Origin of the sequence: Pseudonocardia sp. ICBG162 (assembly GCF_020496225.1) — a bacterium.
Lineage (GTDB): Bacteria > Actinomycetota > Actinomycetes > Mycobacteriales > Pseudonocardiaceae > Pseudonocardia > Pseudonocardia alni.
Genome location: NZ_JAHLJD010000019.1, coordinates 184245 through 210680 on the forward strand (window position 1 = coordinate 184245; position 26436 = coordinate 210680).

General features: G+C 73.9%; 24 protein-coding genes and 3 tRNA genes. 10 read left to right on the plus strand and 17 right to left on the minus strand.

The genetic code is table 11. The annotated features are described in order from the left end of the window. The first annotated feature begins 5 nt into the window (after positions 1-5). Positions 6-938, plus strand: coding sequence for an endonuclease domain-containing protein (locus KPL60_RS19345; RefSeq protein ID WP_226366738.1), 933 nt, complete (start codon positions 6-8; stop codon positions 936-938). 198 nt (positions 939-1136) lie between these two features. Here the strand turns inward: KPL60_RS19345 and KPL60_RS19350 are convergent, their stop codons facing one another. From KPL60_RS19350 to leuC, 3 genes are all read right to left on the minus strand, one after another. Beyond that, entirely contained in the window at positions 1137-1625 is a 489-nt protein-coding gene (locus tag KPL60_RS19350) for an HU family DNA-binding protein (RefSeq protein ID WP_226366739.1), read from the minus strand. A 139-nt stretch (positions 1626-1764) separates the two neighbouring features. Beyond that, positions 1765-2355 carry a 3-isopropylmalate dehydratase small subunit gene (gene leuD / locus KPL60_RS19355; RefSeq protein WP_226350226.1) on the minus strand — a complete coding sequence of 197 codons (591 nt, stop codon included), beginning with the start codon at positions 2353-2355 and terminating at the stop codon, positions 1765-1767. Then, positions 2355-3782, minus strand: a complete 1428-nt coding sequence (leuC, locus tag KPL60_RS19360; RefSeq protein ID WP_226366740.1) for a 3-isopropylmalate dehydratase large subunit — start codon at positions 3780-3782, stop codon at positions 2355-2357. Before leuC ends, leuD begins: the two co-directional genes overlap by 1 nt. A 64-nt stretch (positions 3783-3846) precedes the next feature. On the opposite strand from leuC, the gene KPL60_RS19365 reads away from it, so the two are divergent. The 5 genes from KPL60_RS19365 to KPL60_RS19390 all read left to right on the plus strand — a co-directional run bounded on the left by KPL60_RS19365 (position 3847) and on the right by KPL60_RS19390 (position 8921). After that, positions 3847-4551: an IclR family transcriptional regulator gene (locus KPL60_RS19365; protein WP_226350224.1), complete on the plus strand. Its 705-nt coding sequence runs from the start codon at positions 3847-3849 to the stop codon at positions 4549-4551. Positions 4552-4667: 116 nt separating this feature from the next. After that, positions 4668-6422 carry an Hsp70 family protein gene (locus KPL60_RS19370; RefSeq protein WP_226366741.1) on the plus strand — a complete coding sequence of 585 codons (1755 nt, stop codon included), beginning with the start codon at positions 4668-4670 and terminating at the stop codon, positions 6420-6422. Between the two features lie 62 nt (positions 6423-6484). Next, positions 6485-6928, plus strand: coding sequence for a MarR family winged helix-turn-helix transcriptional regulator (locus KPL60_RS33895; protein ID WP_305080698.1), 444 nt, complete (start codon positions 6485-6487; stop codon positions 6926-6928). After that, positions 6928-8325 carry an MFS transporter gene (locus KPL60_RS19385; RefSeq protein ID WP_226366742.1) on the plus strand — a complete coding sequence of 466 codons (1398 nt, stop codon included), beginning with the start codon at positions 6928-6930 and terminating at the stop codon, positions 8323-8325. Before KPL60_RS33895 ends, KPL60_RS19385 begins: the two co-directional genes overlap by 1 nt. Continuing rightward, complete coding sequence (locus tag KPL60_RS19390; protein WP_226350220.1) at positions 8322-8921, plus strand: isochorismatase family protein; 600 nt, start codon at positions 8322-8324, stop codon at positions 8919-8921. Before KPL60_RS19385 ends, KPL60_RS19390 begins: the two co-directional genes overlap by 4 nt. A 48-nt stretch (positions 8922-8969) precedes the next feature. On the opposite strand, the gene KPL60_RS19395 is transcribed toward KPL60_RS19390, so the two are convergent. The 4 genes from KPL60_RS19395 to gltX form a co-directional block, all read right to left on the minus strand. Next, a tRNA-Glu gene (locus tag KPL60_RS19395) sits at positions 8970-9042 on the minus strand. A gap of 48 nt (positions 9043-9090) precedes the next feature. Next, positions 9091-9166, minus strand: a tRNA-Glu gene (locus tag KPL60_RS19400). A 58-nt stretch (positions 9167-9224) separates the two neighbouring features. Further along, positions 9225-9296, minus strand: a tRNA-Gln gene (locus KPL60_RS19405). A gap of 55 nt (positions 9297-9351) precedes the next feature. Then, a complete protein-coding gene (gene gltX, locus KPL60_RS19410) occupies positions 9352-10830 on the minus strand; it encodes a glutamate--tRNA ligase (protein WP_226366743.1) in 1479 nt (492 codons plus the stop codon). A 116-nt stretch (positions 10831-10946) separates the two neighbouring features. Between gltX and KPL60_RS19415 the strand changes: the two genes are divergently transcribed. Further along, positions 10947-11255: an EthD family reductase gene (locus KPL60_RS19415; RefSeq protein WP_226350218.1), complete on the plus strand. Its 309-nt coding sequence runs from the start codon at positions 10947-10949 to the stop codon at positions 11253-11255. A 43-nt stretch (positions 11256-11298) separates the two neighbouring features. On the opposite strand, the gene KPL60_RS19420 is transcribed toward KPL60_RS19415, so the two are convergent. After that, complete coding sequence (locus KPL60_RS19420; protein ID WP_062397147.1) at positions 11299-12339, minus strand: 3-isopropylmalate dehydrogenase; 1041 nt, start codon at positions 12337-12339, stop codon at positions 11299-11301. Positions 12340-12584: 245 nt separating this feature from the next. Here KPL60_RS19420 and KPL60_RS19425 point away from each other — a divergent pair, with 245 nt between their 5' ends. Beyond that, complete coding sequence (locus tag KPL60_RS19425; RefSeq protein WP_226366744.1) at positions 12585-13595, plus strand: LLM class flavin-dependent oxidoreductase; 1011 nt, start codon at positions 12585-12587, stop codon at positions 13593-13595. Between the two features lie 30 nt (positions 13596-13625). Here the strand turns inward: KPL60_RS19425 and KPL60_RS19430 are convergent, their stop codons facing one another. Continuing rightward, positions 13626-13886, minus strand: coding sequence for a hypothetical protein (locus KPL60_RS19430; protein WP_226350217.1), 261 nt, complete (start codon positions 13884-13886; stop codon positions 13626-13628). A 219-nt stretch (positions 13887-14105) separates the two neighbouring features. Here KPL60_RS19430 and KPL60_RS19435 point away from each other — a divergent pair, with 219 nt between their 5' ends. Then, positions 14106-15506, plus strand: a complete 1401-nt coding sequence (locus KPL60_RS19435) for an IS1380 family transposase (RefSeq protein ID WP_226365313.1) — start codon at positions 14106-14108, stop codon at positions 15504-15506. 59 nt (positions 15507-15565) lie between these two features. Here KPL60_RS19435 and KPL60_RS19440 read toward each other — a convergent pair whose 3' ends face one another. The 8 genes from KPL60_RS19440 to KPL60_RS19475 form a co-directional block, all read right to left on the minus strand. Next, a complete protein-coding gene (locus KPL60_RS19440) occupies positions 15566-17332 on the minus strand; it encodes a selenium-binding family protein (RefSeq protein WP_226366745.1) in 1767 nt (588 codons plus the stop codon). Next, positions 17329-17679 carry a hypothetical protein gene (locus KPL60_RS19445; protein WP_062400879.1) on the minus strand — a complete coding sequence of 117 codons (351 nt, stop codon included), beginning with the start codon at positions 17677-17679 and terminating at the stop codon, positions 17329-17331. Before KPL60_RS19445 ends, KPL60_RS19440 begins: the two co-directional genes overlap by 4 nt. A gap of 701 nt (positions 17680-18380) precedes the next feature. Beyond that, the gene (gene couO / locus KPL60_RS19450) at positions 18381-19253 is read right to left on the minus strand and encodes a 4-hydroxyphenyl-beta-ketoacyl-CoA hydrolase (protein ID WP_226366746.1); all 873 of its coding nucleotides are present in this window, start codon (positions 19251-19253) and stop codon (positions 18381-18383) included. A 13-nt stretch (positions 19254-19266) separates the two neighbouring features. Then, entirely contained in the window at positions 19267-20232 is a 966-nt protein-coding gene (locus KPL60_RS34755; protein ID WP_226366747.1) for a 3-hydroxyacyl-CoA dehydrogenase NAD-binding domain-containing protein, read from the minus strand. Beyond that, on the minus strand, positions 20229-22175 hold the full coding sequence (locus KPL60_RS19460; RefSeq protein ID WP_226355663.1) for an acetoacetate--CoA ligase: 1947 nt from the start codon (positions 22173-22175) through the stop codon (positions 20229-20231). The genes KPL60_RS34755 and KPL60_RS19460 overlap by 4 nt, the downstream gene beginning before the upstream one ends. Continuing rightward, entirely contained in the window at positions 22172-22948 is a 777-nt protein-coding gene (locus tag KPL60_RS19465; RefSeq protein WP_226366748.1) for a crotonase/enoyl-CoA hydratase family protein, read from the minus strand. The genes KPL60_RS19460 and KPL60_RS19465 overlap by 4 nt, the downstream gene beginning before the upstream one ends. Then, positions 22945-24453 carry a long-chain fatty acid--CoA ligase gene (locus KPL60_RS19470; protein ID WP_226366749.1) on the minus strand — a complete coding sequence of 503 codons (1509 nt, stop codon included), beginning with the start codon at positions 24451-24453 and terminating at the stop codon, positions 22945-22947. Before KPL60_RS19470 ends, KPL60_RS19465 begins: the two co-directional genes overlap by 4 nt. A 56-nt stretch (positions 24454-24509) precedes the next feature. Next, positions 24510-24989 (minus strand): MarR family winged helix-turn-helix transcriptional regulator, encoded by a 480-nt coding sequence (locus tag KPL60_RS19475; protein WP_226366750.1) that lies wholly within the window; start codon positions 24987-24989, stop codon positions 24510-24512. An 85-nt stretch (positions 24990-25074) separates the two neighbouring features. Between KPL60_RS19475 and KPL60_RS19480 the strand changes: the two genes are divergently transcribed. Beyond that, the gene (locus KPL60_RS19480) at positions 25075-26406 is read left to right on the plus strand and encodes an MFS transporter (protein ID WP_226355659.1); all 1332 of its coding nucleotides are present in this window, start codon (positions 25075-25077) and stop codon (positions 26404-26406) included. Positions 26407-26436 lie beyond the last annotated feature (30 nt).

Sequence of the window (26436 nt, forward strand, 5' to 3'; positions counted from 1 at the left end):
CGCGGGTGGAGGAGCCGTTCCGGGGGTCGGAGGCCGTCGCGCGTGGGACCGTCACGCCGGGGCGGCTGCGCGGGCCACGGTTCGTGCGCCTGTTCCCCGACGTGTACGTCTCCGCCGCGGTCCCCGTGACGCCGGTGCTCCGGGCCCGGGCCGCATCGATCCACGCCGGGCCCCTCGGTGCGGCGTCGGCCTACTCGGCGGCCGAGATCCTCGGCGCGTCCTGCGGACCGTGGACGGCGCCCGCCGAGCTCGTCGCACCACGGCGGATCCGGTCCCGCCCGGACCTGCGCGCCCACCAGGGCGTCCCGCTCGAACCCGGGCTCTGCGACGGCGTCCGGGTCACCTCACCCCGCGCCACGGCGTGGGAGCTGTGCCGGCGGCTCGAGCTCGTCGACGCCGTCGTCGCCCTCGACGCGCTCGCCGCCCGGAGACGGGACCGGCCGGTGTTCGTCGCGGTGCGGGGCACACCGGCCCCCGAGCAACGGACGCTGTCCCGGATGACGGCGCCGTGCCCCGGCTTCGACCCCGCCGACCTGCTGGTCCGGCGGTCGCTCCACCCGCACGTGCGGGGCTCGGCCCGGCTGGACAGGGTCGTCGCGCTCGCCGACCCACGCGCGGAGTCCCCGCCCGAGACCCGGCTACGGCTGTTGCTCGTGCTCTCCGGGCTCCCCGTCCCCCAGGTCCGGTTCCCGCTGTACGACGGCCGGAGCCGCCCCTGGGTGCGGTTCGACCTCGCCTACCCCGACGCCCTGCTCGCGATCGAGTACGACGGCGCCCACCACGACGACCCGCTCGACCGCATCCGCGACACCCGCACCGCGGCGCTGGGATGGCAGACCCTCCGGATCACCGCCGACGGCCTCACCCGCAACGCCGGTCGCACCGTCGGGACGGTCCGCGCCCTGCTCGCCCGACGGACCCGCCTCGCGCCCTACTGACCCCGACCGCACCCGGCTGCGTCACCGATGCCGCGATCCCCGTCGATCAGTACATGAGTGCTGTCCGCACCCGCTCGAACAGCACTCATGTACTGATCGACGCGCCCGCAGGCAGCGCCGGGCGGCGCGACGCGGGCAGCGCGGAACACCGTGGCGCAGCGCGGGGCGGCGCCGACCGGGGGCAGTGCGGTGGCGCGGCTACTTCTCCGCAGCGGCCTTCCGCCGGGCCGGCTTCTTCGCCGACGCGGCCGCCTTCTTCGGGGCAGCCGCCTTCTTCGCCGGTGCCGCCGCGGCGGCCGGAGCGCCCGCGGTCTCCGGCGTGATCGTCTTGCGGGTCGCGGTGCTGCGACCGTTGCCCGTCGCGGCCCGCTCGGTACGGCGGGGGGCGCTGGTCGCGTTCGCGGCGGCGGCCTCGCTGGCGGCCACCCGTTCCTTGAAGGCGGCGCCGGGCCGGAACGACGGCACCACGGTCTCCCCGACGGGCACCGTCTCCCCGGTCCGCGGGTTGCGGGCGGTGCGCGGTGCACGTCGTCGCGGCTCGAAGACCCCGAACCCGGTCAGGGTGACGGTCTCACCACGCCCGACGGCGTCCACGATCACCTCGACCATCGCGTCGACGGCCGACGTGGCGGCACGACGGTCTCCGAGCCGGGCGGTCAGCGCATCGACGAGCTGAGCCTTGTTCATGGTCACGAAAGGTAAGGCTGCGCCCCTGCCGCGCACCAGATCCCGACGCGAGTCCAGGTCGCATACCATCCATCAGTACAGGTCCGAACGGGTGATCACCACGACATCTGTCGGAGCATGGTGACCACCCGTGTTCGGATCAGGCCAGAGTGCGTGGCATCCGGGCGGGCCGGGTTCCCTCGAACGCGGTGATGTCGGCCTCGTGCCGCAGGGTGAGTCCGATGTCGTCGAGACCCTCCAGCAGCCGCCACCGGGCGTAGTCGTCGATCTCGAACGGCACGGTCAGGTCGCCGGCCTGCACGGTCTTCTCACCCAGGTCCACGGTGATCTCCGTGCCGGGCTCGGTCTCGAGCTTCTTCCAGATCAGCTCGACGTCGGGCTGGGCGACCTCGGCGGCCACCAGACCCGCCTTCGCCGAGTTGCCGCGGAAGATGTCGGCGAACCGCGACGAGATGACGACCCGGAAGCCGTAGTCCATCAGCGCCCAGACCGCGTGCTCACGCGAGGAGCCGGTACCGAAGTCCGGGCCCGCGACGAGCACCGACCCCCGGTCGAAGGGCTCGTTGTTGAGCACGAAGGACGGGTCGTCGCGCCAGGCGGAGAACAGGCCGTCCTCGAAGCCGGTGCGGGTGACCCGCTTGAGGTAGACGGCCGGGATGATCTGGTCGGTGTCCACGTTGGACCAGCGCAGCGGCACGCCGATCCCGGTGTGGGTGTCGAACTTCTCCATCAGTCCAGGTCCTCCGGGCTGCTCAGCGTGCCGCGCACGGCGGTCGCGGCGGCGACCAGCGGCGACACCAGGTGGGTACGGCCGCCCTTGCCCTGCCGCCCCTCGAAGTTGCGGTTCGAGGTGGACGCGCAGCGCTCACCGGGCGCGAGCTGGTCGGGGTTCATGCCCAGGCACATCGAACAGCCCGCGGAGCGCCACTCGGCACCGGCGGAGGTGAAGACCTTGTCCAGGCCCTCCTCCTCGGCCTGGAAACGCACCCGCATCGACCCCGGGACGACGAGCATCCGCACGCCCTTCGCGACCGAGCGCCCGTCGAGCACCTCCGCGACCGAGCGCAGGTCCTCGATCCGGCCGTTGGTGCAGGAGCCGACGAACACCGCGTCGACGGGCACCTCCCGCAGCGGGGTCCCACCGGTGAGGCCCATGTAGGACAGCGCCTTCTCCACGGCGGCGCGCTCGCCGTCGTCGGAGATGGCCTCGGGGTCGGGCACGGACTCGCCCAGCGGCAGGCCCTGGCCGGGGTTGGTACCCCAGGTGACGAACGGGGTGAGCTCGTCGGCGTCGATCCGCACGACCCGGTCGAACTCGGCGCCGTCGTCGGTGCGCAGGGACCGCCAGTCGGCGACGGCGGCGTCCCAGTCGTCGCCGACCGGGGCGTGGTCGCGGCCCTTGAGGTAGGCGAAGGTCGTCTCGTCCGGGGCGATCATGCCCGCGCGGGCACCGGCCTCGATCGACATGTTGCAGACCGTCATCCGGGCCTCCATCGAGAGGTTCTCGATGACGTTGCCCCGGTACTCCAGCACGTGGCCCTGCCCGCCGCCGGTCCCGATCCGCGCGATCACGGCGAGGATGACGTCCTTGGAGGTGACGCCCGGGCGCAGCGTGCCGTCGGCACTGGTCACCTCGATCGCCATCGTCCGGAACGGCTTGAGCGGCAGCGTCTGGGTGGCGAGCACGTGCTCGACCTCGGAGGTGCCGATGCCGAACGCCATCGCGCCGAACGCGCCGTGGGTGGAGGTGTGGGAGTCCCCGCAGACCACCGTGGTGCCGGGCTGGGTCAGCCCCAGCTGCGGTCCGACCACGTGCACGATCCCCTGCTCGGGGTCGTTCATCGGGTGCAGGCGGACGCCGAACTCCTCGCAGTTGCGACGTAGGGTCTCCACCTGGGTCCGCGAGACCTCGTCCGCGATCGGGGCGAGGACGTCGAGGGTCGGGACGTTGTGGTCCTCGGTGGCGATGGTGAGGTCCGGACGGCGCACCGGACGGCCCGCGAGCCGGAGCCCGTCGAACGCCTGCGGGCTCGTGACCTCGTGCACCAGGTGCAGGTCGATGTAGAGCAGGTCGGGCTCGTCGCCCTCGCCCTTGCGGACGAGGTGCCGGTCCCAGACCTTCTCGGCCAGCGTGCGCGGCTTCTCTGCGGTGGTCACGCCCGCCTCCTCTGTGATCTGATCGCGGTGGACTTCCCAGATCGTGGGAAGCTAGTATCGGAACGTGGGACAGTCTAGCGGGATCGGCGTGCTCGACAAGGCCGTGGGGGTTCTCCGGGCGACGGCGGAGGGGCCGTGCGGCCTGGCGGAGCTCTGTGAGCGCACCGGCCTGCCCCGGGCCACGGCCCACCGGCTCGCCGTCGGGCTCGAGGCGCACGGGATGCTGCTGCGCACACCGGACGGGCGCTGGCACCCCGGCCCGACCCTCGGCCAGCTCGCGGGCGGCCGGCCGGACCCGCTGCTCGACGCCGCGGCCGCCGTCCTGCCCCGGCTGCGCGACATCACCGGTGAGAGCGTCCAGCTCTACCGGCGCGACGGGATCCACCGGATCTGCATCGCGCACGCCGAGCCGCCGTCCGGCCTGCGGGACACCGTGCCCGTCGGCTCCCGGCTGCCGATGACCGCGGGCTCCGGGGCGAAGGTGCTCGCCGCCTGGTGCGACCCGGCCACGCAGCGGCTCATCCTCGCCGACGCGAGCTTCTCCGAGCGCGTGCTCGTCGACGTCCGCCGTCGCGGCTGGGCACAGAGCGTCGCCGAACGCGAGGCCGGGGTGGCGTCGGTGTCGGCCCCGGTGCGCGACGCGGCGGGCCAGGTCGTCGCCGCCGTCTCGGTGTCCGGGCCGGTGGACCGGATCGGGCGCCGTCCGGGGGTCCGCTGGGCCGCCGACCTGCTCGCCGCGGCCGACGCATTGCAGCACCGGCTCACCTGATCGGCCCCTGCCTGCGGCACCGACGCGACTGAGGTGACGGTTCCGGGCTCCACTACCGTGTGGAGGTCCGGCACCGGGCCGGACCCTTCGGACATGGTCGGCACACCGGGGAGACGATGGGTTACCTGCTGGGCATCGACGTCGGCACCACCCGCACCGCGGCTGCGGTCATCGGCTCCGGCACCGTCGAGATGGTCACGCTCGGTGACCACTCGGTCGACATCCCGTCCGTGGTCTACGTGGCGCCCGACGGCGGTCTGCTGTTCGGCGAGGCCGCCGAGCGCCGCGCGCTGACCGAGCCGGACCGCGTCGCCCGCGAGTTCAAGCGGCGCATCGGCGACCCCACGCCGATCCCGCTGGGCGAGCAGTCCTTCGCCCCCGAGCAGCTGTCCGCGCTGCTGGCCGAGCACGTCGTCGACGTCGTCGCGCGCACCGAGGGCGGCGCGCCCGAGCGCATCGCGGTGACCCACCCGGCGTCCTGGGGCACGCACAAGTGCGACCTGTTCGCCGCGGCCCTGGCCGAGCGCGGCCTGACCGTCACCTTCCTCACCGAGCCGCAGGCCGCCGCGCTGCACTACGCGACGAACGAGCGGGTCGAGCCCGGCGCGACCGTCGCCGTCTACGACCTGGGCGGCGGGACCTTCGACGCCGCCGTGGTGCGCAAGGAGGCCGCGGGCGGCGGGTTCACGCTGCTCGGCAGGCCCGAGGGCGTCGAGCAGCTCGGTGGCGCCGACTTCGACCAGGCCGTCGTCGACCACGTGCGCGACGCCGTCCCGGCCGCCTTCGAGGGGCTCGACGAGACCGACCCGAACGTCCTGTCCGCGATGGCCCGGCTGCGCCGCGACTGCCGCGAGGCCAAGGAGGGCCTGTCGGCCGACACCGAGGTCTCGATCCCGGTGTGGCTCGGCGAGGTCCGCACGACGGTGCGCCTGCACCGCAGCGACTTCGAGGAGCGCATCCGGCCCCGGCTGGAGGAGTCGGTCGAGGCGCTGCAGCGCGCGATCGCCTCGGCCGGGCTGGCCGCGTCCGGGCCGTCGGTGGTGCTGCTCGTGGGCGGGTCCTCGCGGGTCCCGCTGGTCGCCGAGCTGGTCTCCACCGGGCTCGGGCGTCCCGTGCAGGTCGACGCGGACCCGAAGAACACCATCGCGAAGGGCGCCGTCGTCGCGCTCGGGCCGGCCGACCCCGTGCCCGGCACCGGCTCGGGCGGGTTCGGCGCGGTGTCGGCGAGCAGCGGCCTCGCGCTCGCCCCCGACCCCGGCCCGCTGCCCTGGGAGAACCCGGACCCGGTCACCGACCGGATGCCGACCGGCGGCACGACCCAGCTCGACGGCGACCGCACCGCCTACCTCGAGGGTGCCCGCGCCGACCCGCCCACCGACCGCTTCCCCGTCGTACCGCCGATGGGCTACGACCAGACCGCCGTGCACGGGTACGGCGGCTACGACGACGGCGAGACCACCGTCGCCCCCGGGCCCGCACCCGTCCGCCGCTCCCCCGCGCTGCTCATCGGTGCCGGCGGGGTCGTCGCGGCGCTGGCCGTGCTGGGCACGGTGTTCCTCTGGCCGCAGGACCACTCGATCGGCAACGCGATCCCCAACCTTCCCGCGACGCCGACGACCACCGAGGCCCCGCCCCCGACGACCGTCGAGGAGCAGCCGGTCCGCCAGCCGGAGCGGACCCGGGAACGCACCACCGAGGCCGTCCCGACGACGACCGACGCCCCGGTCCCCGTGCCGCCGCCGGTCGTGACCACGACGACGGACGCACCGCCACCGCAGAGCTCGACGTCCTCGTCCTCCTCGACGCCGCCTCCGCCGGACAGCTCGACGCCCAATCCGCCGGAGGGGAATCCGGTCCCGCCCGGAACCTGAGGCAGCCGACAGATCGACAGTCGGGATTGATGAATCCGGACTGTCGACCTATCGTGGGTTGCATGTCGCAACCGAACACAGGGACCTCCGCCGCCACCACCGCTCGCGCGGTCCGGATCGGCGTCGGCCGGCTGCGCCGCCGCATGCGCGAGCACTACGACCGCGACCAGCTGACGGCGTCGCAGACCGCGCTGCTCGGCCGCCTCGACCGCGGCGGCCCCAGCACCGCCGCCGCGCTCGCCGCCGCCGAGGGCGTCCGCCCGCAGTCGGTCGCGATGTCGATCGCCGCCCTGGAGGAGCGGGGCCTGGTCGAGCGCCGCCCGGACCCGTCCGACGGGCGCCGTCAGATCGTCTCGGCCACCGAGCTCGGTCGCCGGTTCACCGCCGACGCCCGGTCCGCCGGCGAGGACTGGCTCGCGGGGGCGCTCGCCGACCGGCTCTGCGACGACGAGCTGCGCACCGTCAACGAGGCGATGCGGCTGCTGGAGCGGGTGACCGAGCCGTGATGCCGCACCGGAGCCGCCGCACCGGCCCGCCCACGTTCGACCGCCGGCTGCTCGTACCCATGATCGGCGGGGCCGTGCTGAACCCGGTGAACTCGTCGCTGATCGCGGTCGCGCTGGTGCCGATCGGGCTCGCCCTCGGCGCCCCCGCGACCGAGACCGCCTGGCTGGTGTCCGGTCTCTACCTCGCGACGGCGGTCGGCCAGCCCGTCACCGGGCGCCTGGTCGACCTGTACGGGCCGCGCCCGCTCTACCTGGCCGGTGCCGTGCTGGTCGGCGTCGGCGGGGTCCTGGGTGCGCTCGCCCCGGACGTCTGGTGGCTGGTCGCGGCGCGGGTCGTCATCGGGCTCGGGACGTGCGCGGGCTACCCGGCGGCGATGGCGCTGATCCGCGGCGAGGCCGACCGCACCGGCACCGACAGCCCGGAGGGCGTGCTGACGGTGCTGTCGATCGCGACGTCGACGATCGCCGTCGTCGGGCCGAGCCTGGGTGGGCTGCTCCTCGGGGTCGCGGGATGGCGGGCGGTGTTCGTGGTGAACATCCCGCTGGCCCTGCTGTGCCTGGCGCTCGGTGCGCTGCGGCTCCCCCGCACCCCGGTCACCCAGCGCGGGGTGCGGGCCGCGTTGCGCCGGGTCGACCCGCCGGGGATCGTGCTGTTCGCGGTCACCGTCGTGGCACTGCTGTTCGCCCTGCTGCACCCCGATGCCGGGGCGGTCGCCCCCGCGGTGGTGGCCGTCGCCGCCGGGGCGGCGCTGGTGGTGCGCGAGCTGCGGACCCCCGAGCCGTTCCTGGACCTGCGGGTGCTCGGCGGGAACGTGCCGCTGCTGCTGACCTTCGTCCGCGCTGTGCTCACCGCGACCGTCTCCTACTGCGTGCTGTACGGCTTCACCCAGTGGCTGGAGCAGGACCGCGGGCTCACCCCCGCGACGGCCGGGCTGGTCCTGTTGCCGATCTTCGTCACCGGGATCGGGGTGACCGCGCTGACCGGCAGGCGGCGCGCGGTCCGGGGCAAGCTGCTCGTCGGCGGGGCGGCACAGGTGCTGCTCGCCGCACTGCTGTTCGCCCTCGGGCCCGCCAGCCCGGTCTGGGTCATCGTCGTGGTCGCACTGCTCGCCGGACTGCCCCAGGGCCTGAACAACCTCGCCGTGCAGAACGCGGTCTACCGGCAGGCCGACCCGGAGCGGGTCGCGTCGTCGGCCGGGCTGATGCGCACCTTCTTCTACCTGGGCGCCATCGCCGCCTCGGCCGCGGGCGGGATCGCCTTCGGCGGTGGTACGGCGGGCGACGGCCTGCCCGTCCTCGCCGCGGTGATGCTCGTCGCCTCGACGCTGTTCGTCCTGCTCACCCTCGCCGACCGTTCACTGGCCCGGCTCGCCGGACCGGAAGGAGCACCCTCGTGACCGACCAGCTCGACCCCACCCGCACCGTGGTGCTCGTCATGGACTACCAGCGCTCGATCGTCGACGCGGTGGCCGAGCGCACCGGGCACCCCGCGCCGGTCGACGCCGCCGCCCGCGCCGTCGCCACCGCCCGGGCCGCGGGCGCCCTGGTGGGGCACGTGCGCGTCGCCCTCACCGACGAGGAGGCCGCCGCGGCCCCCGCACACAGCCTGTTCGGCCGGGCGATCGCCGCGCGGCCCGCCGGGTCGATGCACCCCGACCACCCCGGCACCGCCTTCGACGAGCGGGTCGCCCCGGAGCCCGGGGACGTCGTGGTCCGCAAGTCGCGGGTGGGGGCGTTCTCCACCACCGATCTCGACGCGCGGCTGCGCGCGGCGGGCGTCACCACCGTGGTGCTCGCCGGGCTGTCGACCAGCGGGGTGGTGCTCACCACGGTGCGCGAGGCCGCGGACCGGGACTTCCGCGTCGTCGTCCTCGGCGACGCCTGCGCCGACCCGCGGGCCGACGTCCACGACGTCCTGCTGTCCGCGGTGTTCCCCACCCAGGCCCTGGTCACCACGACCGACCGGCTCCCCGGGCTGCTCGGCGCGACCTGACCCGGGCACGACGAAGGCCCCGCTCCGTGGAGCGGGGCCTTCGTGGAGTAGTCCCGACGGGATTTGAACCCGCGCTACCGCCTTGAGAGGGCGGCGTCCTAGGCCGCTAGACGACGGGACCAGGACATTCGGCTCGATCTCGATTGCGGACCCCCTGCGAGGGAGTCCGTGGTAGTCCCGACGGGATTTGAACCCGCGCTACCGCCTTGAGAGGGCGGCGTCCTAGGCCGCTAGACGACGGGACCTTGGACGAGACCGTGCCGATTGTCAGAAATCATCATTCCGGAGAACTCGTGATTTCCGCTGGGGTACCAGGACTCGAACCTAGACTAACTGAACCAGAATCAGTCGTGCTGCCAATTACACCATACCCCATCGAAAAGCGGGCCCCGTTCCGGAGCGAGGCCCGCTCTCCGTTGATGTAGGTACTCTAACCCATGCCCTGGGAGCGTCTGACACCGGCCCCCAGGCGGGCGAGCGACCGCTCGCGGCCCAGCAGCTCCATGCTCTCGTAGAGCGGCGGGGACACCGTGCGCCCGCTGATGGCGACGCGGACGGGGGCGAACGCCTTCCGCGGCTTGAGCTCCAGACCGTCCACGAGCGAGGTCTTGAGCGACTCCTCGATCGCGGCGGCCGACCACTCCGGCAGGTCCGTGAGCCCGGCGACGGCGGCCTCCAGCACCGGGGCCGCGTCGGCGCCCAGGTTCTTCGCGGCGGCGTCGTCGTCGGGGGTGAAGGTGTCCTCGTCGCGGAAGAGGAAGGCCAGCATCCGGGCCGCGTCGGACAGCACCTGGCTGCGCTCCTGCACCAGCGGCGCGGCGGCGGCGAGCACCGAGCGGTCGGGGTCGGTGATCCCCTCGGCGGCGAGGTACGGCACGACGCGCGCGGCGAAGTCGTCGGGGGCGAGCAGGCGCAGGTGCGCGGCGTTGATCGCCTCGGCCTTCTTCAGGTCGAAGCGGGCGGCGTTGCTCGACACCCGGGACACGTCGAAGGCGGCGACCATCTCGTCGAGGGAGAACACGTCGCGGTCCTCGGCGATCGACCAGCCGAGCAGCGCGAGGTAGTTGAGCAGCCCCTCCGGCACGAACCCGCGGTCGCGGTAGTGGAACAGGTTCGACTGCGGGTCCCGCTTGGACAGCTTGCGGTTGCCCTCACCGGTGACCAGCGGGAGGTGGGCGTAGGTGAAGGTGCCGTGGCCGATGCCGACCCGGGCCAGCGCCTCCAGCAGCGCGATCTGCCGCGGGGTGGAGGCCAGCAGGTCCTCCCCTCGCAGGACGTGCGTGATCTCCATCAGCGCGTCGTCGACCGGGTTGGTCAGCGGGTACAGCGGGGTGCCGTCGCCGCGGGCCAGCACGAAGTCGGGCACCTGCCCGGCCCGGAACGTGATCTCGCCGCGGACGAGGTCGGTGAAGGTGATGTCGTGGTCGGGCATGCGCAGCCGGTAGACCGGGGCGCGGCCCTCGGCCCGGAACGCGGCGCGCTGGTCCTCGGTGAGGTCGCGGTCGGCGTTGTCGTAGCCGAGCTTGGGGTCGCGGCCCGCGGCGCGGTGCCGGGCCTCGATCTCCTCGGCGCTGGAGAACGACTCGTAGACCTCGCCGGCGTCGATCAGCCGGCGCAGGGCGTCGGCGTAGACCTCGCCGCGTTCGCTCTGCCGGTACGGCCCGTGCGGGCCGCCCTTCTCGACGCCCTCGTCCCAGTCGAGGCCGAGCCACTCCAGCGCGTCGAGCAGGGCCCGGTAGGACTCGTCGGAGTCGCGGGAGGCGTCGGTGTCCTCGATCCGGAACACCAGGGCCCCGCCGTGATGGCGGGCGTGGGCCCAGTTGAACAGGGCGGTGCGGATGAGGCCGACGTGCGGGGTACCGGTGGGCGACGGGGAGAACCGCACCCGGACCTGGGCTGGAGTACTCATGGTCGGTCCAGCGTATCGACCCCGTACGGAGGGGTGGTGCACGCGGGCGCCGGATGGACCATGGTGGAGGCAGTCGCGGCGCACCGGAGCGCCGTGCGACGCGAGGAGGGAACCCCGTGTTCCAGTTGACCGCTCTCTACAACCACCCCGAGGACGTCGCCGCGTTCGACACGCACTACGACACGGTGCACGCGCCGCTGGCACGGAAGATCCCCGGCCTGGCGCGGTTCACGGTCTCCCGGCCCGCGCCGGGTCCGGACGGGGCGAAGCCGGCGTACCACCTGGTGGCCGTGCTGGAGTTCCCGGACGCGGCCGCGTTCCAGGCCGGCATGGGCGGCGAGGAGGGGCAGGCGGCCGTCGCCGACCTCGAGAACTTCGCCGGCGCCGGGGTGTCCCTGCTGACCGGGCCGTCGAACCAGATCTGAGCCGGTGGGTGGCCGCCGGGCTCCGGCGGCCACCCGTACCGCGTCAGTTGGTGGCGACCTCGCGGCTCGACACGAGCGCGGCGAGCCGGTCCCCGATCGACGAGGTGTTGCCCGTCGCCGCGTGGTCCCGAGTGGCCAGGTCGAACGCGACCGCGGCCTCGATGCGGCGGGCCGAGTCACGCTGGCCCATGTGGTCGAGCAGCAGCGCGACCGACAGCACGGCGGCCGTCGGGTCGGCGATGCCCTGGCCCGCGATGTCCGGGGCGGAGCCGTGCACCGGCTCGAACATCGACGGGTTGGTACGGCTGGCGTCGATGTTGCCGCTGGCCGCCAGGCCGATGCCGCCGGTGACCGCCGCCGCCAGGTCGGTGAGGATGTCGCCGAACAGGTTGTCGGTGACGATCACGTCGTACCGGCCCGGGTCGGTGACCAGGTGGATCGTGGTCGAATCGACGTGCTGGTAGGCCACCGACACCTCGGGGTACTCCAGCGACACCTCCTCGACGATCCGCGACCACAGCGCACCGGCGAAGGTCAGGACGTTGGTCTTGTGGACCAGCGTCAGGTGCTTCTTCGGCCGCCGCTGGGCGCGGGCGAACGCGTCGCGCACGACACGGTCGATGCCGAACGCCGTGTTCTGGCTGACCTCGGTCGCGATCTCGTGCGGGGTGTCCTTGCGGAGCAGGCCGCCGGTGCCGACGTACGGACCCTCGGTCCCCTCGCGCACGACCACCAGGTCGATCTCCGGGTTGCCGGCCAGCGGGCCGCGCACCCCCGGGTAGAGCCGCGCGGGGCGCAGGTTCACGTGGTGGTCCAGCTCGAAGCGCAGGCGCAGGAGCAGGCCGCGCTCGAGGATGCCGCTGGGCACCGACGGGTCGCCGACCGCGCCCAGCAGGATCGCGTCGTGCTGCTTGATCTCGGTCAGCACCGTCTCCGGGAGCAGCTCGCCCGTGGAGTGCCAGCGGGCGGCACCGAGGTCGTACTCGGTCGTCTCCACGTCGCGGGCGACCTCGCCCAGGACCTTGAGTGCCTCGTTGATCACTTCCGGGCCGATGCCGTCACCGGGGATGACCGCAAGGCGCATGACCTCGTCCTCTCGTCGTACTGCTGGCCGCACGCTACCGCCTGCCGACGCAGGGTCATCGTTCGGCCACCCGGTGGGGTGGTCCCGTCCGGGTGACGCGTGCGCCGCACGCGGTCGGAGTACCCGCGACACGCGGCCGTTCCGGGGACTCCGGCCCGTTCCGAGGGGTGGGACGCCCGCCGCGGCCGTCACCCGTCCGGATGGTAGTGGGGAAGAAGCGCGACGACGGCGTCGTTGCCCCGGACGTGCCCACGCCCGACCGCCCGCTGCGTCGCCTCGGCTTCCTCACCATCGGTTCCTTCGACGGCGACGACCCCCGCCCCGGCCACGAGACGACCCTGGAGATGATCGCCCTCGGCGAGCGTCTGGGCTTCGACTCGGCCTTCGTCCGGCACCGTCACCTGCAGTTCGGCATCTCCTCGCCGGTCGCGGTGCTCGCCGCGGCGAGCCAGCGGACCTCGCGGATCGAGCTCGGGACGGCCGTGGTCCCGCTGGGCTGGGAGAACCCGCTGCGCCTCGCCGAGGACCTCGCGACGGTCGACGTGCTCTCCGGCGGCCGGCTGAACCCGGGCGTCTCTGTCGGGCCGCCGATGCAGTGGGAGCACGTGCGGGACGCGCTCTACCCGGACACCGCCGACGTCGAGGACTTCGGCCGCGAGCGGGTGTCGCGGCTGCTGCGCCTGGTGCGCGGGGAGCGGGCGAGCACCTTCTCCGGGACGGTCGGGATCGAGTCGTTCTCCGAGCGGGTGCAGCCGCACTCCCCCGGTCTGGCCGGGCGGATGTGGTACGGCGCGGGCAGCGACTCCTCCGCCGTCTGGGCCGCGGGGCAGGGCCTGAACCTGCTGACGAGCAACGTGGTGCGCTCCGGCGGGGAGACCGACTTCGCCGCGATCCAGTCCCGGCAGATCCGGGCGTACCGCGAGGCGAACCCCGCCGGGCGCGTGTCGCAGGGCCTGGTCGTCGTCCCGACCGACTCGGCGACGCCCGCCCAGCGCGAGCGCTACGCCGCCTACGCCCGCGAGCGCGACGCCCGGGTCGGCGTCCCGCAGGGCCCGGCCGGGCTGCTGTTCGCCCGCGACCTGGTCGGCACCTCCGCCGAGATCGCCGAGCGGCTGTGGGCCGACGCCGGGTTCCGCGAGGTCGACGAGGCGGTGTTCGCGCTGCCGTTCGGCTTCCCGCACGACGACTACGTCCAGATCGTCACCGACATCGCCGGCGCGCTCGGACCGGCGCTGGGCTGGGCGCCGCGCGACTGACCCGGCGGCCGCGGCACGGCCGCCCCGGGCTCAGTGCCCGGCGCGCGGCAGCGCCCGGCGGGCCCGCACCCGGCCCGGGGCCTCGATCATCGCGACGAGCGCGGCGAGGACCACGAGCATGCCGGGGCCGATCGTCATCGTCGCCGACGGCGGCCCGGTCACGATCGCCATCACCGACACGACGTAGGGCACGGTCAGCGACAGCCCGGTGACGAAGCCGACGCCGAGCAGCACCAGGCACCCCACACCGACCGCCGTGCCCGCCAGTACCAGTGCCCGCAGCCAGCTCACCGGGTCCCCCTCCGCTCGTGGCGAGCAGACACGATCCCACGACCGACCGGGTCCGCGCAGCCGTTTCCCGCAGTGCGGGACGGGGCCCGGTCGGTCAGCCTGGATCCACCGCAGGTATGCGCCGGTAGGGGCGGGTCGTGACACACGAATGCCCTTCTGAGCTGGGAAGATGTGCTTACCACGGCAACATCGATCCCTGCAGAGAAGGGCATCCGCTGGATGCGACTATCCCACGCCTGCCGCGCGATCAGCGTGCGCTTCGATGATCCGAATCTCGTGTCGTGTGTCGGGCTGGTCCCGGTCATGGCGCTGGCCGCCAGGTGCGGGCTGCGGTCCCTGCTGGCCGAGACGTTGACCCTGACCGGGACGGGCGCCGCGAACGCGGCCGCGAAGATCACCGCGCTGATCGGCGGGATGGTCGCCGGGGCGGACTCGATCACCGACATGGACATGCTGCGCCACGGCGGCATGGGCCGGGTGTTCGACCAGGTGCGGGCTCCATCGACGCTGGGGACGTTCCTGCGCCGGTTCACCTTCGGTCACGTCCGCCAACTCGACGCCGTCGCCGCGCGCCTGCTGGCTCGGCTCGCCGCGGCGACCCCGCTGCTGAGGAGCGCCGATCAGGTCGCCTACCTCGATCTGGATGACACGGTGCGCCGCACCTACGGGTACGCCAAGCAGGGCGCCGGACGCGGCTACACCGGGGTGAAAGGGTTGAACGCGCTGCTCGCGGTGCTGTCCGCCCCGGCCGCGGCGCCGGTGATCGCGGCGACCCGGCTGCGGCGCGGCGCGACGAACTCCGCCCGCGGCGCGCCCCGGCTGCTGGCCGAAGCGCTGGGCACTGCACGCCGGATCGGTGCCGGCAGCGCCCGCCACGCGATGCTGCTGGTCCGCGCGGACTCGGCCTACTACGGCCACGACATCATCAACACCTGCCGCCGCGCCGGAGCCCGGTTCTCGGTCACCGCCCGACTCACCAAGACCGTGACCAGGGCGATCAGCAGCATCGACGACGATGCGTGGACCGCGATCCGCTACCCGAACGCGATCTACGACCAGGACGAGCAACGCTGGATCTCCGACGCCGAGGTCGCCGAAGTGTCGTTCACCGCGTTCACCGGCCGCCGCAAGGCAGACCACGTCACCGCCCGGCTGATCGTGCGCCGCGTGCGGCGTCTCAACCCCCGCACCGTCACGGCCGGGCAGTCGGAGATGTTCGCGGTCTACCGCTACCACGCGGTGTTCACCGACACCCCCGAGCCGATGCTGGCGGCGGAGGCCACCCACCGTGACCACGCCATCATCGAGCAGGTCATCGCCGAACTGAAGAACGGCCCGCTCGCCCACCTGCCCTCCGGGGTGTTCACCGCGAACGCCGCCTGGCTGGTCTGCGCCGCGATCTCCCATAACCTCACCCGCGCCGCCGGTGCCCTGGCCGGCGGCCGGCATGCCCGTGAACGCGCCGCGAGCCTGCGCCGACGACTCATCGTCACCCCCGCCCGGGTCGCGCACTCCGCGCACCAACAGGTAGTCCACCTCCCCCGGGACTGGCCCTGGGAACCCGGCTTGGACGAACTGTTCCGCCGCGCTCTGCACGACCCCCTCCCCGCAGCGTCCTGACCACCCCCCACCAGGGCCGACCGGAGAACACCAGTGGAACAGCCGGACAGTCCGGCGGCTCACCCGCGCCCCGGCACCACTACCAGTCCCAAAAGATCAACAACCTGGCGGCTCAAGATCGACGGTGGATCCAGGCTGAGCGTGCCGTCCTGGGCGATGTCCACCATGCAGACCCGGTGGTCGCCGTCGAGCCCGGTGCGGGCCACGAAGTAGTTCGCGGTCGCGAGGCGCTGGGGCTGGTCGGTGTGGTGGTAGTAGCCGTCGTCACCGCGCTCCAGGTTGTCCAGCGCGCCCCAGTGCGGGCCCGCGCCGGTCTGGTCCGGGTTGATGCCGACCGTGCCCTTGAGCGTCGGGCAGTCGCCCTCGGCGCCACCGGCGGTGGTCTCCTCGATGGTGTCGATCGAGCAGCCCGGGGTCGGGCCCGAGGCCAGCAGCTTCTCGATGTCGAGCGCGATGACGCCGCCCGCGGTGCCCTTGTCGTCCGGGCCCAGCGTGCCGGCCTTGCGGCCGATCGTGGCGTGGTACAGCGTCCGGTCGTCGGCGCTGGTCTGGATCCAGCCGCCGTTCGCGCTCGGGCCGCCGTTCTCGCCACCGACGCCCAGCTCGGGCGCGGAGGTCGCCAGGTCGAAGACCTCGCGCCACTCGGGGTTGTCGGCTGTGATGTCCGGCGTGTAGAAGATCGCGCCGCCCTGCATGGTCATCGCGAACGCGCCCTTGTGCTCCGGGCGGTTGGTGACCGTGGTCTCCATGACGGCGCGGTTCTCGTTGCGCAGCGGGTCGACGCCGTTGCTGCGCGGACCGGTCGGCAGGTACTGCACCGACTTGACCTTCGGCTTGTTCAGGTCGGAGATGTCCCAGGTCCGCACGGTGGGCCGGCGCAGGTACGGCGACGGGTTCTTCACCGGGTCGAGGATGATCGTCCGCGGCTCCGCGTAGTCACTGGTGACCATGGTGTTCAGGTCCTCGCGGACCTGGATGCCGTGCGGGTTCGCGCAGGTCGGGTTGCCCAGGGCCGGCATGTTGAGGCACTGGGTCGGGTCCTCGGGCGTCTCGGTCGCGGCCGGGGCCTCGACGAGGTTCTTCCCCTCCTGGTCGAACCGGACCACCGAGCCGGGAGAGCCCGCGAAGCCGTTGCCGGTGCGGACCTCGCCGTTGGTGTAGCGGCACGGACCCGGGGCGACGGGGCCGCCCATGTAGGTGCCGTAGGCGGTGCCGTCCTTCAGGACCCAGTAGGCGTCCGGCACCGAGCCGCAGAGCGTCTGCGACGGCAGCGAGATGCCGGACAGCTTGATCTCCGGCAGCGCCGCGACGTCGAAGACGTAGGTGGCCGCGGAGAACAGGCCGCCCGCGTAGATCTTGTCGCCCTTGCGCCACGAGTACTGCATGTGGTGCGGCTCGTTCTCCACGAGCGGGCCGACGGTCGCGGTGTTGACGACCTTGCCGTAGTCCGGGGTGCCCTTGGTGACGTCGACGACGGCCAGGAAGTCCGGGCCCGGCGCGGCGTCGCGGACCTTGTCGACCGGGTCGAGCAGCGACCCGGGCAGGTTGCGCACGTCGGCGACCGCGGTGTCGGCGACGTTCTCGTCACCGGCCCAGACCAGCGCGTACTCCTTCTTGGGCCCGTCGGCGGACTGCTGACGGGCCTCCGGCGTGAGGTTGTTCTCGACCCAGTAGTTCTTGCCGTCGGCGCCGGTGACCTCGGACTTGACCTTGTCGATCGTTCCCTGGGCCGACGCGGGGATCGCGACGACCCCGGCGACGACGGCGGCGCTCGCGAGGGCGATGAGCCCCCGCCGCGCCCAGCGGGACCTCGGGAGCAGGCTCATTCGCCCGCCCCGCCGCTGAGGAAGGTCGGGGTGATCTGCTTCGGCGCCTTCGACACGACGTCGACCAGGCCGGCGGCGGGGACGCCCGCGGGGGCGAAGTCGCGCAGCTGCTGGATCGGCTGGTCGGAGTCGAACGCCTCGTAGGACGACTCGACCGGGGGCGCGGTCGGCGCCGGGTCGGGCTGGTCGTCGTTCGGGGCGCTGAGGATCGGTCCGAGGTCGGGGACCAGGTCCGGGGTGGCCGCCTGGGCCGCGCCGGACAGGCCGATCAGGGCGGTGCCGGCGAGAGCGGCGCCGCCGGCGATCAGCCGGGCCCGGGACGCGGACCGTGCGCGGTGCTGAGGCACGACGTGTCTCCTTCTTTCGTGACGGGGAGCGAGGTGGAGTCCGATGTGGACATCCGCCGAGCGGCGAGCCGGGGCGTCGTCCGTCGTGGACGGCGCCGCGGGGCGCGGGCAGGTGCGGGCGTGCGCTCCGAGGGGCGTCGGACTCCGCCCTCCCGGGCCGCCGGGAGGGCGGGGCGGGAGGTCCGCGCGGGGGCGCGGTGGTGTGTCGGGGAGTGCTGGGGGCGGTCCCGTGGCTACCGCGGCTGCGGACCCCGTGCCGGGGTCGGCGTGCGGCGGAGCGCGGGCGCGCCCCGGGAGCCGGGCGCGGTCAGGCGCCGGAACAGAGCGCGCTCGCCTGGCGGCGCAGGTCGACGTGACGCCGAACCGCGAACCGGGAGACGAGGTGCATGGGAACCAGTAAACAGACCCGTTCGGACCAATCCGACACCGGACAGGTCCACATCATGGGATCGGGCCCACGGGGCCCCGGGATCGGGCGCGGGGAGTGACCTGGGCTACCCGGTGCGGACCGGGACGACCCGCCCCGGTGCACCGGAACCGGGCGAAACGAATCACCCGATCGTGTCAACGGCGTCGGGAACCGGTCCGGCACGAGGCGCTGACCTGCGACGACGCGGGCCGCGGCAGCCCGTGCGGGAACCGGTCCGGACAACCCGGCCGCCGCCCCCGCCGGTCGGTACGGCGGCGGGGGCCGGCGCCGGTCACCCCAGGCCGAGCATCCGGACCGCGTTGTCCTTGAGGATCATCGGCCGGACCTCGGGCTTCATCTCGAGGGTCTCGAAGTCCGCGCGCCACCGGTCCGGGGTGATGACCGGGTAGTCCGAGCCGAACAGCACCTTGCGGCGCAGCATCGTGTTCGCGGCCCGCACCAGCTGCGGCGGGAAGTACTTCGGCGACCAGCCCGACAGGTCGATGTACACGTTGGACTTGTGGGTGGCGATCGAGATCGCCTCGTCCTGCCAGGGCACCGACGGGTGGGCGAGCACCACGGTGAGGTCGGGGTGGTCGGCGGCGACGTCGTCGAGCAGCATCGGGTTCGAGTAGCGCAGCTTGATGCCGCGCCCGCCCGGCAGCCCGGCGCCGATCCCGGTCTGTCCGGTGTGGAACAGCGCGGGCACGCCGAGCTCGGCGATGGCCTCGTAGAGCGGGTAGAAGCGCGTGTCGTTCGGCTCGAACGCCTGCAGGCTGGGGTGGAACTTGAAGCCGCGGACCCCGTGCTCGGTGACCAGCCGGCGGGCGCGGGCGACGGCGGCCTTGCCGGTGTGCGGGTCGACCGAGCCGAACGGGATGAGGATGTCGGCGTGCGCGGCGGCGGCGTCGGCGATCTCCTCGCTGGACAGCGGCGGGTGCCCGGTGCCCGACGGCGCGTCGACGGTGAACACCACCGCGGCGATCCGGCGTGCCCGGTAGTGCTCGGCGACCGCGTCGATGGTCGGCGTGCGGTCCTGGTCGGCCTTGAAGTACTTCGCCGAGGCGTCGAGCAGCTCCTGGTCGAGGGCCAGACAGCCGTGGCCGTCCTGTTCGACGTGGACGTGCACGTCGATCGCGTCGACGGCAGCGAGGTCGATGGGCATGGGGGAACCTCCGTCAGGGGAGCTCGGTACGGGACTTGGCCTCGAGCAGGGCGGCGAGGACGGTGTCGCGGCGGGCGGCGAGCGCGGGGCCGTCGAGGTCGCCCAGCTCGTCGCGGACGCCGTCGACCAGCGTCGCGGCCAGCTCGGGGGTGAGCGTGACCCGGCCGAGGTCGCGCCACCACCGCTCGGTGGGCGGACCGAGGTGCTCCAGGATGTGCGCGAGGCCGCCGGGGCCGCCGGACAGGTGCTGGTTGGCGAACGGGCCGAGCACCGCCCAGCGCAGGCCGGGGCCGTGGGAGATGGCGGCGTCGACGTCGGCGACCGTCGCGACACCCCGCTCGACCAGCGAGTACGCCTCCTGCCACAGCGCGGCCTGCAGCCGGTTGGCCAGGTGGCCCGGCACCTCGGCGCGCAGCCGGACCGGCCGCTTGCCCAGCGCGGTGTAGAAGGCGAGCGCGGCCTCGACGGCGGACTCCGCCGTCCGCTCCCCCGGCACGACCTCGACCAGCGGGATGACCTGCGGCGGGTTGAACGGGTGCCCGACGAGCACCCGCTCGGGGTGCCGGGCGGCGCCGCGGGCGATCGTCGTCGGCAGCAGGCCCGAGGAGCTGGAGGCGAGCACGACGCCGGGGGCGGCGGCCTCGTCCAGCTCGGCGAACAGGGTGTGCTTGAGGTCCTCGCGCTCGGGGCCGTTCTCCTGCACGAACCCGGCGGGCCCGGCGGCGTCACCGGCGCTGCCGGCGAACACCAGGTTCGCCACCGGCAGCGGGCCGTCGTGGCCGGGGAACGGTCCGAGCGCGGCGAGGTCGGCGCGCAGCCGGTCCTCGGCGCCCGGTGCGGGGTCGAAGGCGCGCACGTGCAGGCCGCGGGCCAGGAACAGCGCCGTCCAGCCGACGCCGATCACCCCCGTCCCGACGACGGCGACGGTGCCGACCCCGGCCACGGCACCGGCGCCGCCGGGGGTCCCGGGCGCGCTCACGCCGGCGTCCCGGAGGCGAAGCGGACGAACGCGTCGAGCGCGGTCGGGTCGGCGAGCACGTCGCGGGAGGCGACGTCGTCGACGGCCGCGCCGAGCAGGATGCGCTTCACGGGGACCTCCAGCTTCTTGCCGGTGCGGTTGCGCGGCACGACCGGCACCGCCTCGACCCGGTCCGGGACGTGGCGCGGGGTGAGCTCGCCGCGCAGCGCGGTGCGGATCCGGGTGACCAGGGCGTCGTCGAGGGGGGTGCCGTCGGCGGGCTGCACGAACAGCAGCAGCTCGCCGTTGCCGCCCGCGGGGTCCTCCAGGTGCACCACGAGCGAGTCCTCGACCCCGGGCAGCTCCTCGACGACGCGGTAGAACTCGGCCGTCCCCAGCCGGACGCCGCCCCGGTTGAGGGTGGCGTCGGAGCGGCCGGCGACGACCGCGGAGCCGTCGGCGGAGAAGCGGACCCAGTCGCCGTGCCGCCACACCCCGGGCCAGGTGGCGAAGTAGGTGTCGCGGTAGCGGCTGCCGTCGTCGTCGCCCCAGAAGCCGACGGGCATCGACGGCATGGGGGCCCGGATGACCAGCTCGCCGAGCTCGTCGACGACCGGGCGGCCCGCGTCGTCGAAGGCGGCGGCGTCGACCCCGAGGCAGGGCCCGGAGATCTCGCCGGACCACACCGGCTGGAACGGGCTCCCCTGCACGATGCCCGAGCACACGTCGGTGCCGCCGCTGCCCACGTTGAGCAGTACGTCCGGGCCGAACTGCTCGGCCACCCAGCGGTAGCCCTCCGGCGGGAGCGGGCTCCCGGCGGCGCCGATCTGGCGGACCGCGGACAGGTCGTGCTCGGCGGCCGGGCGCAGCCCCGCGGCGCGCGAGGCCATGAGGAACCCGGGGCTGGCACCCAGCAGCGTCGCGCCGGTCTCGGCGGCGAGACGCCACTGCCACCCGAGGTCGGGGTGGGCCGGGTTGCCGTCGATCAGCACGATCGAGGCCTGCCGCAGCAGCCCGGACACCAGCGCGTTCCACATCATCCAGGCGGTCGTGGAGTACCAGAGGATCCGGTCGCCGGGGCCGAGGTCCCAGCTCAGGGCGTGGTTCTTGAGGTGCTCGACCAGGATGCCGCCGTGGCCGTGCACGATCGCCTTGGGCAGCCCGGTGGTGCCGGAGGAGAACAGCACGCACAGCGGGTGGTCGAACGGGACCGGGTCGGCGCCCGGCTCCGGGTCGGCGGCCAGCAGCTCGTCCCAGGTCATCGCGTCGGGCACGGTGTGCGGCCCGTACGGCACGGCGACGACGTGGCGCACCCCGGGCAGCCCGGCGCGCAGGGCGGCGACCTCGTCCTGGCGGTCGACGTCGCGTCCGGCCCAGCCGTAGCCGCCGACGGTGAGCAGCACGACCGGGTCGACCTGGCCGAACCGGTCGAGCACGCTGCGGGCGCCGAACTCGGGGGCGCAGCTCGTCCAGACCGCGCCGAGCGAGGCCGTCGCGAGGAACGCGACGACGGTCTCGGGCAGGTTCGGCAGGTACGCCGCGACGCGGTCGCCACGGCCGACGCCGAGCCTGCGCAGCCCGGCCCGGGCGCGGGCGACCTGCTCGCGCAGCCCGCCCCAGGTGAGCTCGACCTTCTCGCGGGTCTGGGAGTACGCGACGACGGCGACGTCGTCCTCGGGTCCGTCCAGGGCGTGCGCGGCGTAGTTCAGCGTCGCGCCGGGGAACCACTGCGCGCCCGGCATCCCCCGGCGCCCGAGCACCGCCCGGGGCGGGGTGTCGAACCGGACGCCGAGGTGGGTCGCGACCGCGGACCAGAACGCCTCGGGCTCGGTCACCGACCAGCGGTGCAGCGCGGCGTAGTCGGGCAGGGTCAGGCCGTGCCCGCGCTCGACGGCGGTGACGAACCGGCCGATCTCCGTGGTCTCCCGGACGTCGTCGGCGACCGGGCGCAGCAGCTCGCTCACCGGCGGACCTTCCCGCCGCGGCCGTCGAGGAAGGCCCGCATCCGTTCCTGGGCCTCGGCACTGGACGAGGCGACGGCGGCGACCAGCGACTCCATCATGAAGCCGTGGTCCGGGGAGGCCTCGGCGATCCGCGGCAGCGCCTGGAGCACCGCGACGTTGGTGATCGCCGAGTTCCCGGCGACGGTGCGGGCCAGCTCGCAGGCGCGGGCCAGGCCCTCCCCCGGACCGGTGCGGTAGTGCGACAGGCCCAGCGTGTGGCCCTCGTCGGCGTCGAGGACGCGGCCGGTCAGCATCATGTCGGTCATCCGGTGCACGCCGATCAGCCGCGGCACCCGCACCGACCCGCCGCCGCCGACGAACAGCCCGTGCTGGCCCTCGGGCAGCGCGTAGAAGGTGGAGTCCTCGGCGACGCGCAGGTGGGTGGCCGAGGCCAGCTCCAGCCCGCCGCCGACGACGGCACCCTTGAGCACCGAGACGACCGGCAGCCGTCCCTCGGCGAGCCGGGCGAACGCGCGGTGCCACATCCGGGAGTGCTCCATCGCCGCGACGACGTCGCGGTCGCCGAGCTCGGACAGGTCCAGCCCGGCGCAGAAGTGGTCGCCCTCGGCGTCGAGGACGACGGCGCGCACCCCCTCGGGCGGGCGGGCGAAGAAGTCCTCGATGCCGAGCACGGTCGCGTCGTCGAGGGCGTTGCGCTTGCGGGGCCGGGACAGGCGCAGCACGGCCACCTCGTCGTGGCGTTCCACGGTCAGCGACTCGGGCAGAGAGTTCACGACAGCTCCTCGGCGACGGCCGCGGCCGCGCGCAGGTCGACGCGCCGGACCTTGCCGGACGCGTTGCGGGGCAGCTCGTCGACGAACCGCACGTACTTCGGGACCTTGTAGCGGGCCAGCCGCCCGGCGAGCAGCGCGCGCACCGCGTCGGCGTCGAGGTCGGCGCCGGGGCGCAGCTGCACGTAGGCCGCGCCGACCTCGCCCCAGCGCTCGTCGGGGACCCCGACGACGGCGCAGTCGGCGATGTCGGGATGGGTGACCGCGACCGCCTCGACCTCGGCCGGGTACACGTTCTCCCCGCCCGAGATGATCATGTCCTTGACCCGGTCGACGGCGAACGCCCAGCCGTCGTCGCCGGCCCGGAGCACGTCGCCGGTGCGGAACCACTCCCCGCGCCGCGACGCCGCGGTCTCGTCCGGGCGGTTCCAGTAGCCGGGACTGACGTGCGGCCCACGGACCAGCAGCTCGCCGGGCTCGTCGTCGAGGGGGACGAGCTCGCCGTCGCGCTCGACGGCGACGTCGGTGAAGAAGTGCGGCACCCCGACCGAGGTCGGCGGGTGCGCGGCCGTGCCGTCGCGGGTCGCCATGTGCACCCCGGGCGAGGCCTCGGTCATCCCGTAGCCCTGCTGCAGCGCGACGCCGCGCTCCAGCCAGGCCCGGGCGACCCGCTCCTGCACCGGGGACCCGCCGTAGACCACGGTGCGCAGCGACGACAGGTCCGTGCCCGCGAACGACGGGGACTCGCACAGCATCTGCAGCATCGTCGGGACGGCGGCGAAGCTGGTGATCCCGGCCTCGGCGATCCGGCCCAGGACCGCCGCCGGGTCGAACCGGGCGACGAGCTCGACGCTGCCGCCCTTGAACAGCGTGGGCAGCGTGACCTGGGAGAGCCCGACGCAGTGGAACAGCGGCGAGATGCACAGCGTGCGCTCGTCGGAGCAGACGTCGACGTGGGCGAGCTGGTTGACCGTGTTCCAGGTCAGGTTGCCGTGGGTCAGCACCGCCGCCTTCGGACGGCCGGTGGTGCCGGAGGTGTAGAGCAGCACGGCCGGGTCGTCGAGACCGGCACCGGCGTCGTCGCGGGCGGGCCCGCGGGCGAGGTCCTCGACGCCGCGCACGACCGGGATCCGCGGGGCGGTCGCGGCGACGAGGTCGTCGGCGTCGGGGCCGTGCACGAGCAGCGTCGCGCCGCAGTCGTCGAGCATGTAGCCGACCTCGGCGGGGGCCAGGCGGTAGTTCAGCGGGACCGCGACCGCGCCGAGGCGCCACGCCGCGAAGCAGGTCTCCAGGGTGGCGACGGCGTTCACCCCGAGCCAGGCGACCCGGTCCCCCGGCCCGACGCCCCGCTCCACCAGACCGCCGGCGATCCGGGCGGCGCGCCCGGCCAGCTCGGCGTGGTCGACCGCCCGCTCCCCGTCGGACAGGGCCAGGGCGTGCGGACTGATCCGCGCGCGGCGGGCGGGCCAGGTGCCCAGCCCGAGGCCGGGACCGGTGATCGGGCTCATGGGGCTCCCTCGCTCCTTGATATCAAGCAAGTTGATAGCAAGGTGCTTGCCATGGGTCAAGCGTCGCCGTCCGGCGGGATCCCGTCGCGACCGGCCAGTGCGGCGAGGCACCGTTCGAGGGCGTCGGCGAACACCTCGGCCTGGTCGGGCTCCAGCGCGTCGAGCATCCGGCGCTCGACGACCCCGGCCGCGGTGTGGCAGCGGGCCAGCGTCGCGTCGCCGTGCGGGGTGAGCCAGACCTGCAGGATCCGGCGGTTGTCCGGGTCCGGCCGGCGCTCGACGATCCCGTCGCGCTCCATCGCTGCGACGAGCTGCTGCATCGCCTGCGGGGTCACGAAGTGCCGCCGCGCGAGCTGCGCCGAGGACAGCCCGCCGCGGCGCTCCAGCACGCTGAGCGCGGTGTACTGGGCCAGCGTCACGCCCAGCGGACGCAGCGCCTCCTCCATCCGGGCCCGCTCGGCCATCTGCAGGCGCTTGACCAGGTAGGTCAGCCGCTGCCCCCGCGTCCCCGTCGGTACCGACGCCGCATCCGTCACGTGTGCGATCCTAACGATCGTGGCGCGGATCACAAGGTACTTGCTATAAAGCTGCTTTCCATCTCACGGAAGGCAGGGAGCTGCGATGACGCACCCCCGGTTCTCCCCGACCCAGCGCCGGCGCGCGGTCCTGTCGAGCTACCTCGGCAGCCTGATCGAGTACTACGACTTCCTGCTCTACGCGACGGCCTCGGCCGTCGTGTTCAACGCGGTCTTCTTCTCCGACCTCGACCCGCTGGTCGGCACCGTCGCCGCCTTCGGCACGCTGGCCACCGGCTACCTGGCCCGCCCGCTCGGCGGGATCGTGTTCGGCCACTTCGGGGACCGGGTCGGGCGCAAGAGGATGCTGGTCATCAGCATGGTGCTGATGGGGGTGGCGAGCACCCTGATCGGCCTGCTCCCCACCTATGCGCAGGTCGGCGCGCTGGCCCCGGTGCTGCTGATCGTGCTGCGGGTCGTGCAGGGCGTCGCGGTCGGCGGGGAGTGGGGCGGCGCGGTCCTGATGTCGGCCGAGCACGCGTCGTCGCGGCGGGGGCTGTGGGCGAGCTTCACCAACGCGGGCGCGCCGAGCGGCATGGTGCTGTCGACGCTGGTGCTGGCGCTGTCGGCGTCACTGACCGGGGACGCGTTCCTCACCTGGGGCTGGCGGATCCCGTTCCTGCTCAGCGTGGTGCTGCTGGGCATCGGCCTGTTCGTCCGGCTGTCGGTCACCGAGACCCCGGTGTTCGCCGCGGCGGCCGCCGCACAGCCGGCGACGCCGGCCCGCGCACCGCTGCTGGAGGTGCTGTCCCGGCCGCGCAACCTGCTGCTCGCCGTCGGCGTGGGGTTCGGGGCGTTCGTGGCGCAGGGAACGCTCACCACGTTCCTGATCTCCTACGCCGTCGGTGCCGGGTTCGAGCGCCAGACCGTGCTGAACGCGCTGACGCTGTCCTCGCTGGTCGCCATCGTGGGGATCATCGGCTTCTCCGCACTGTCGGACCGGGTCGGACGACGGCCGGTCGTCCTGGGCGGGGCCCTCGCCACCGGGCTGTGGTGCGTCGCGATCTTCCCGATGATCGACACCGGCTCGGCGGTGCTGCTCACCCTCGCCGTGGTGGTCGGGCAGGGCGTGACGCACGCGGCCTGGTTCGGGCCGTCCGCGGCGCTGTACTCGGAGATGTTCTCCACCGGCTCGCGCTACACCGGGGCCTCACTGGGCTACCAGATCTCCGGGATGGGCGCGGGCCTCTCGCCGGTGCTGTTCGCGTCGCTGCAGGCCGCCGGGTTCGGCACCGGGGTGCTGTCGGCCGTGATCGGGGTGCTGGCGCTGGTCTCGGTCGGGTCGGTGCTCGCGCTGCGCGAGACCTCCCGCGACGGGCTGAACGACCCGGACGTCCCCGCCCCGGCCGGCACCACCGAGAACACCCCCACGCGCTGACCCGCCGCGCCGCCGCAGCACCCCGCCACC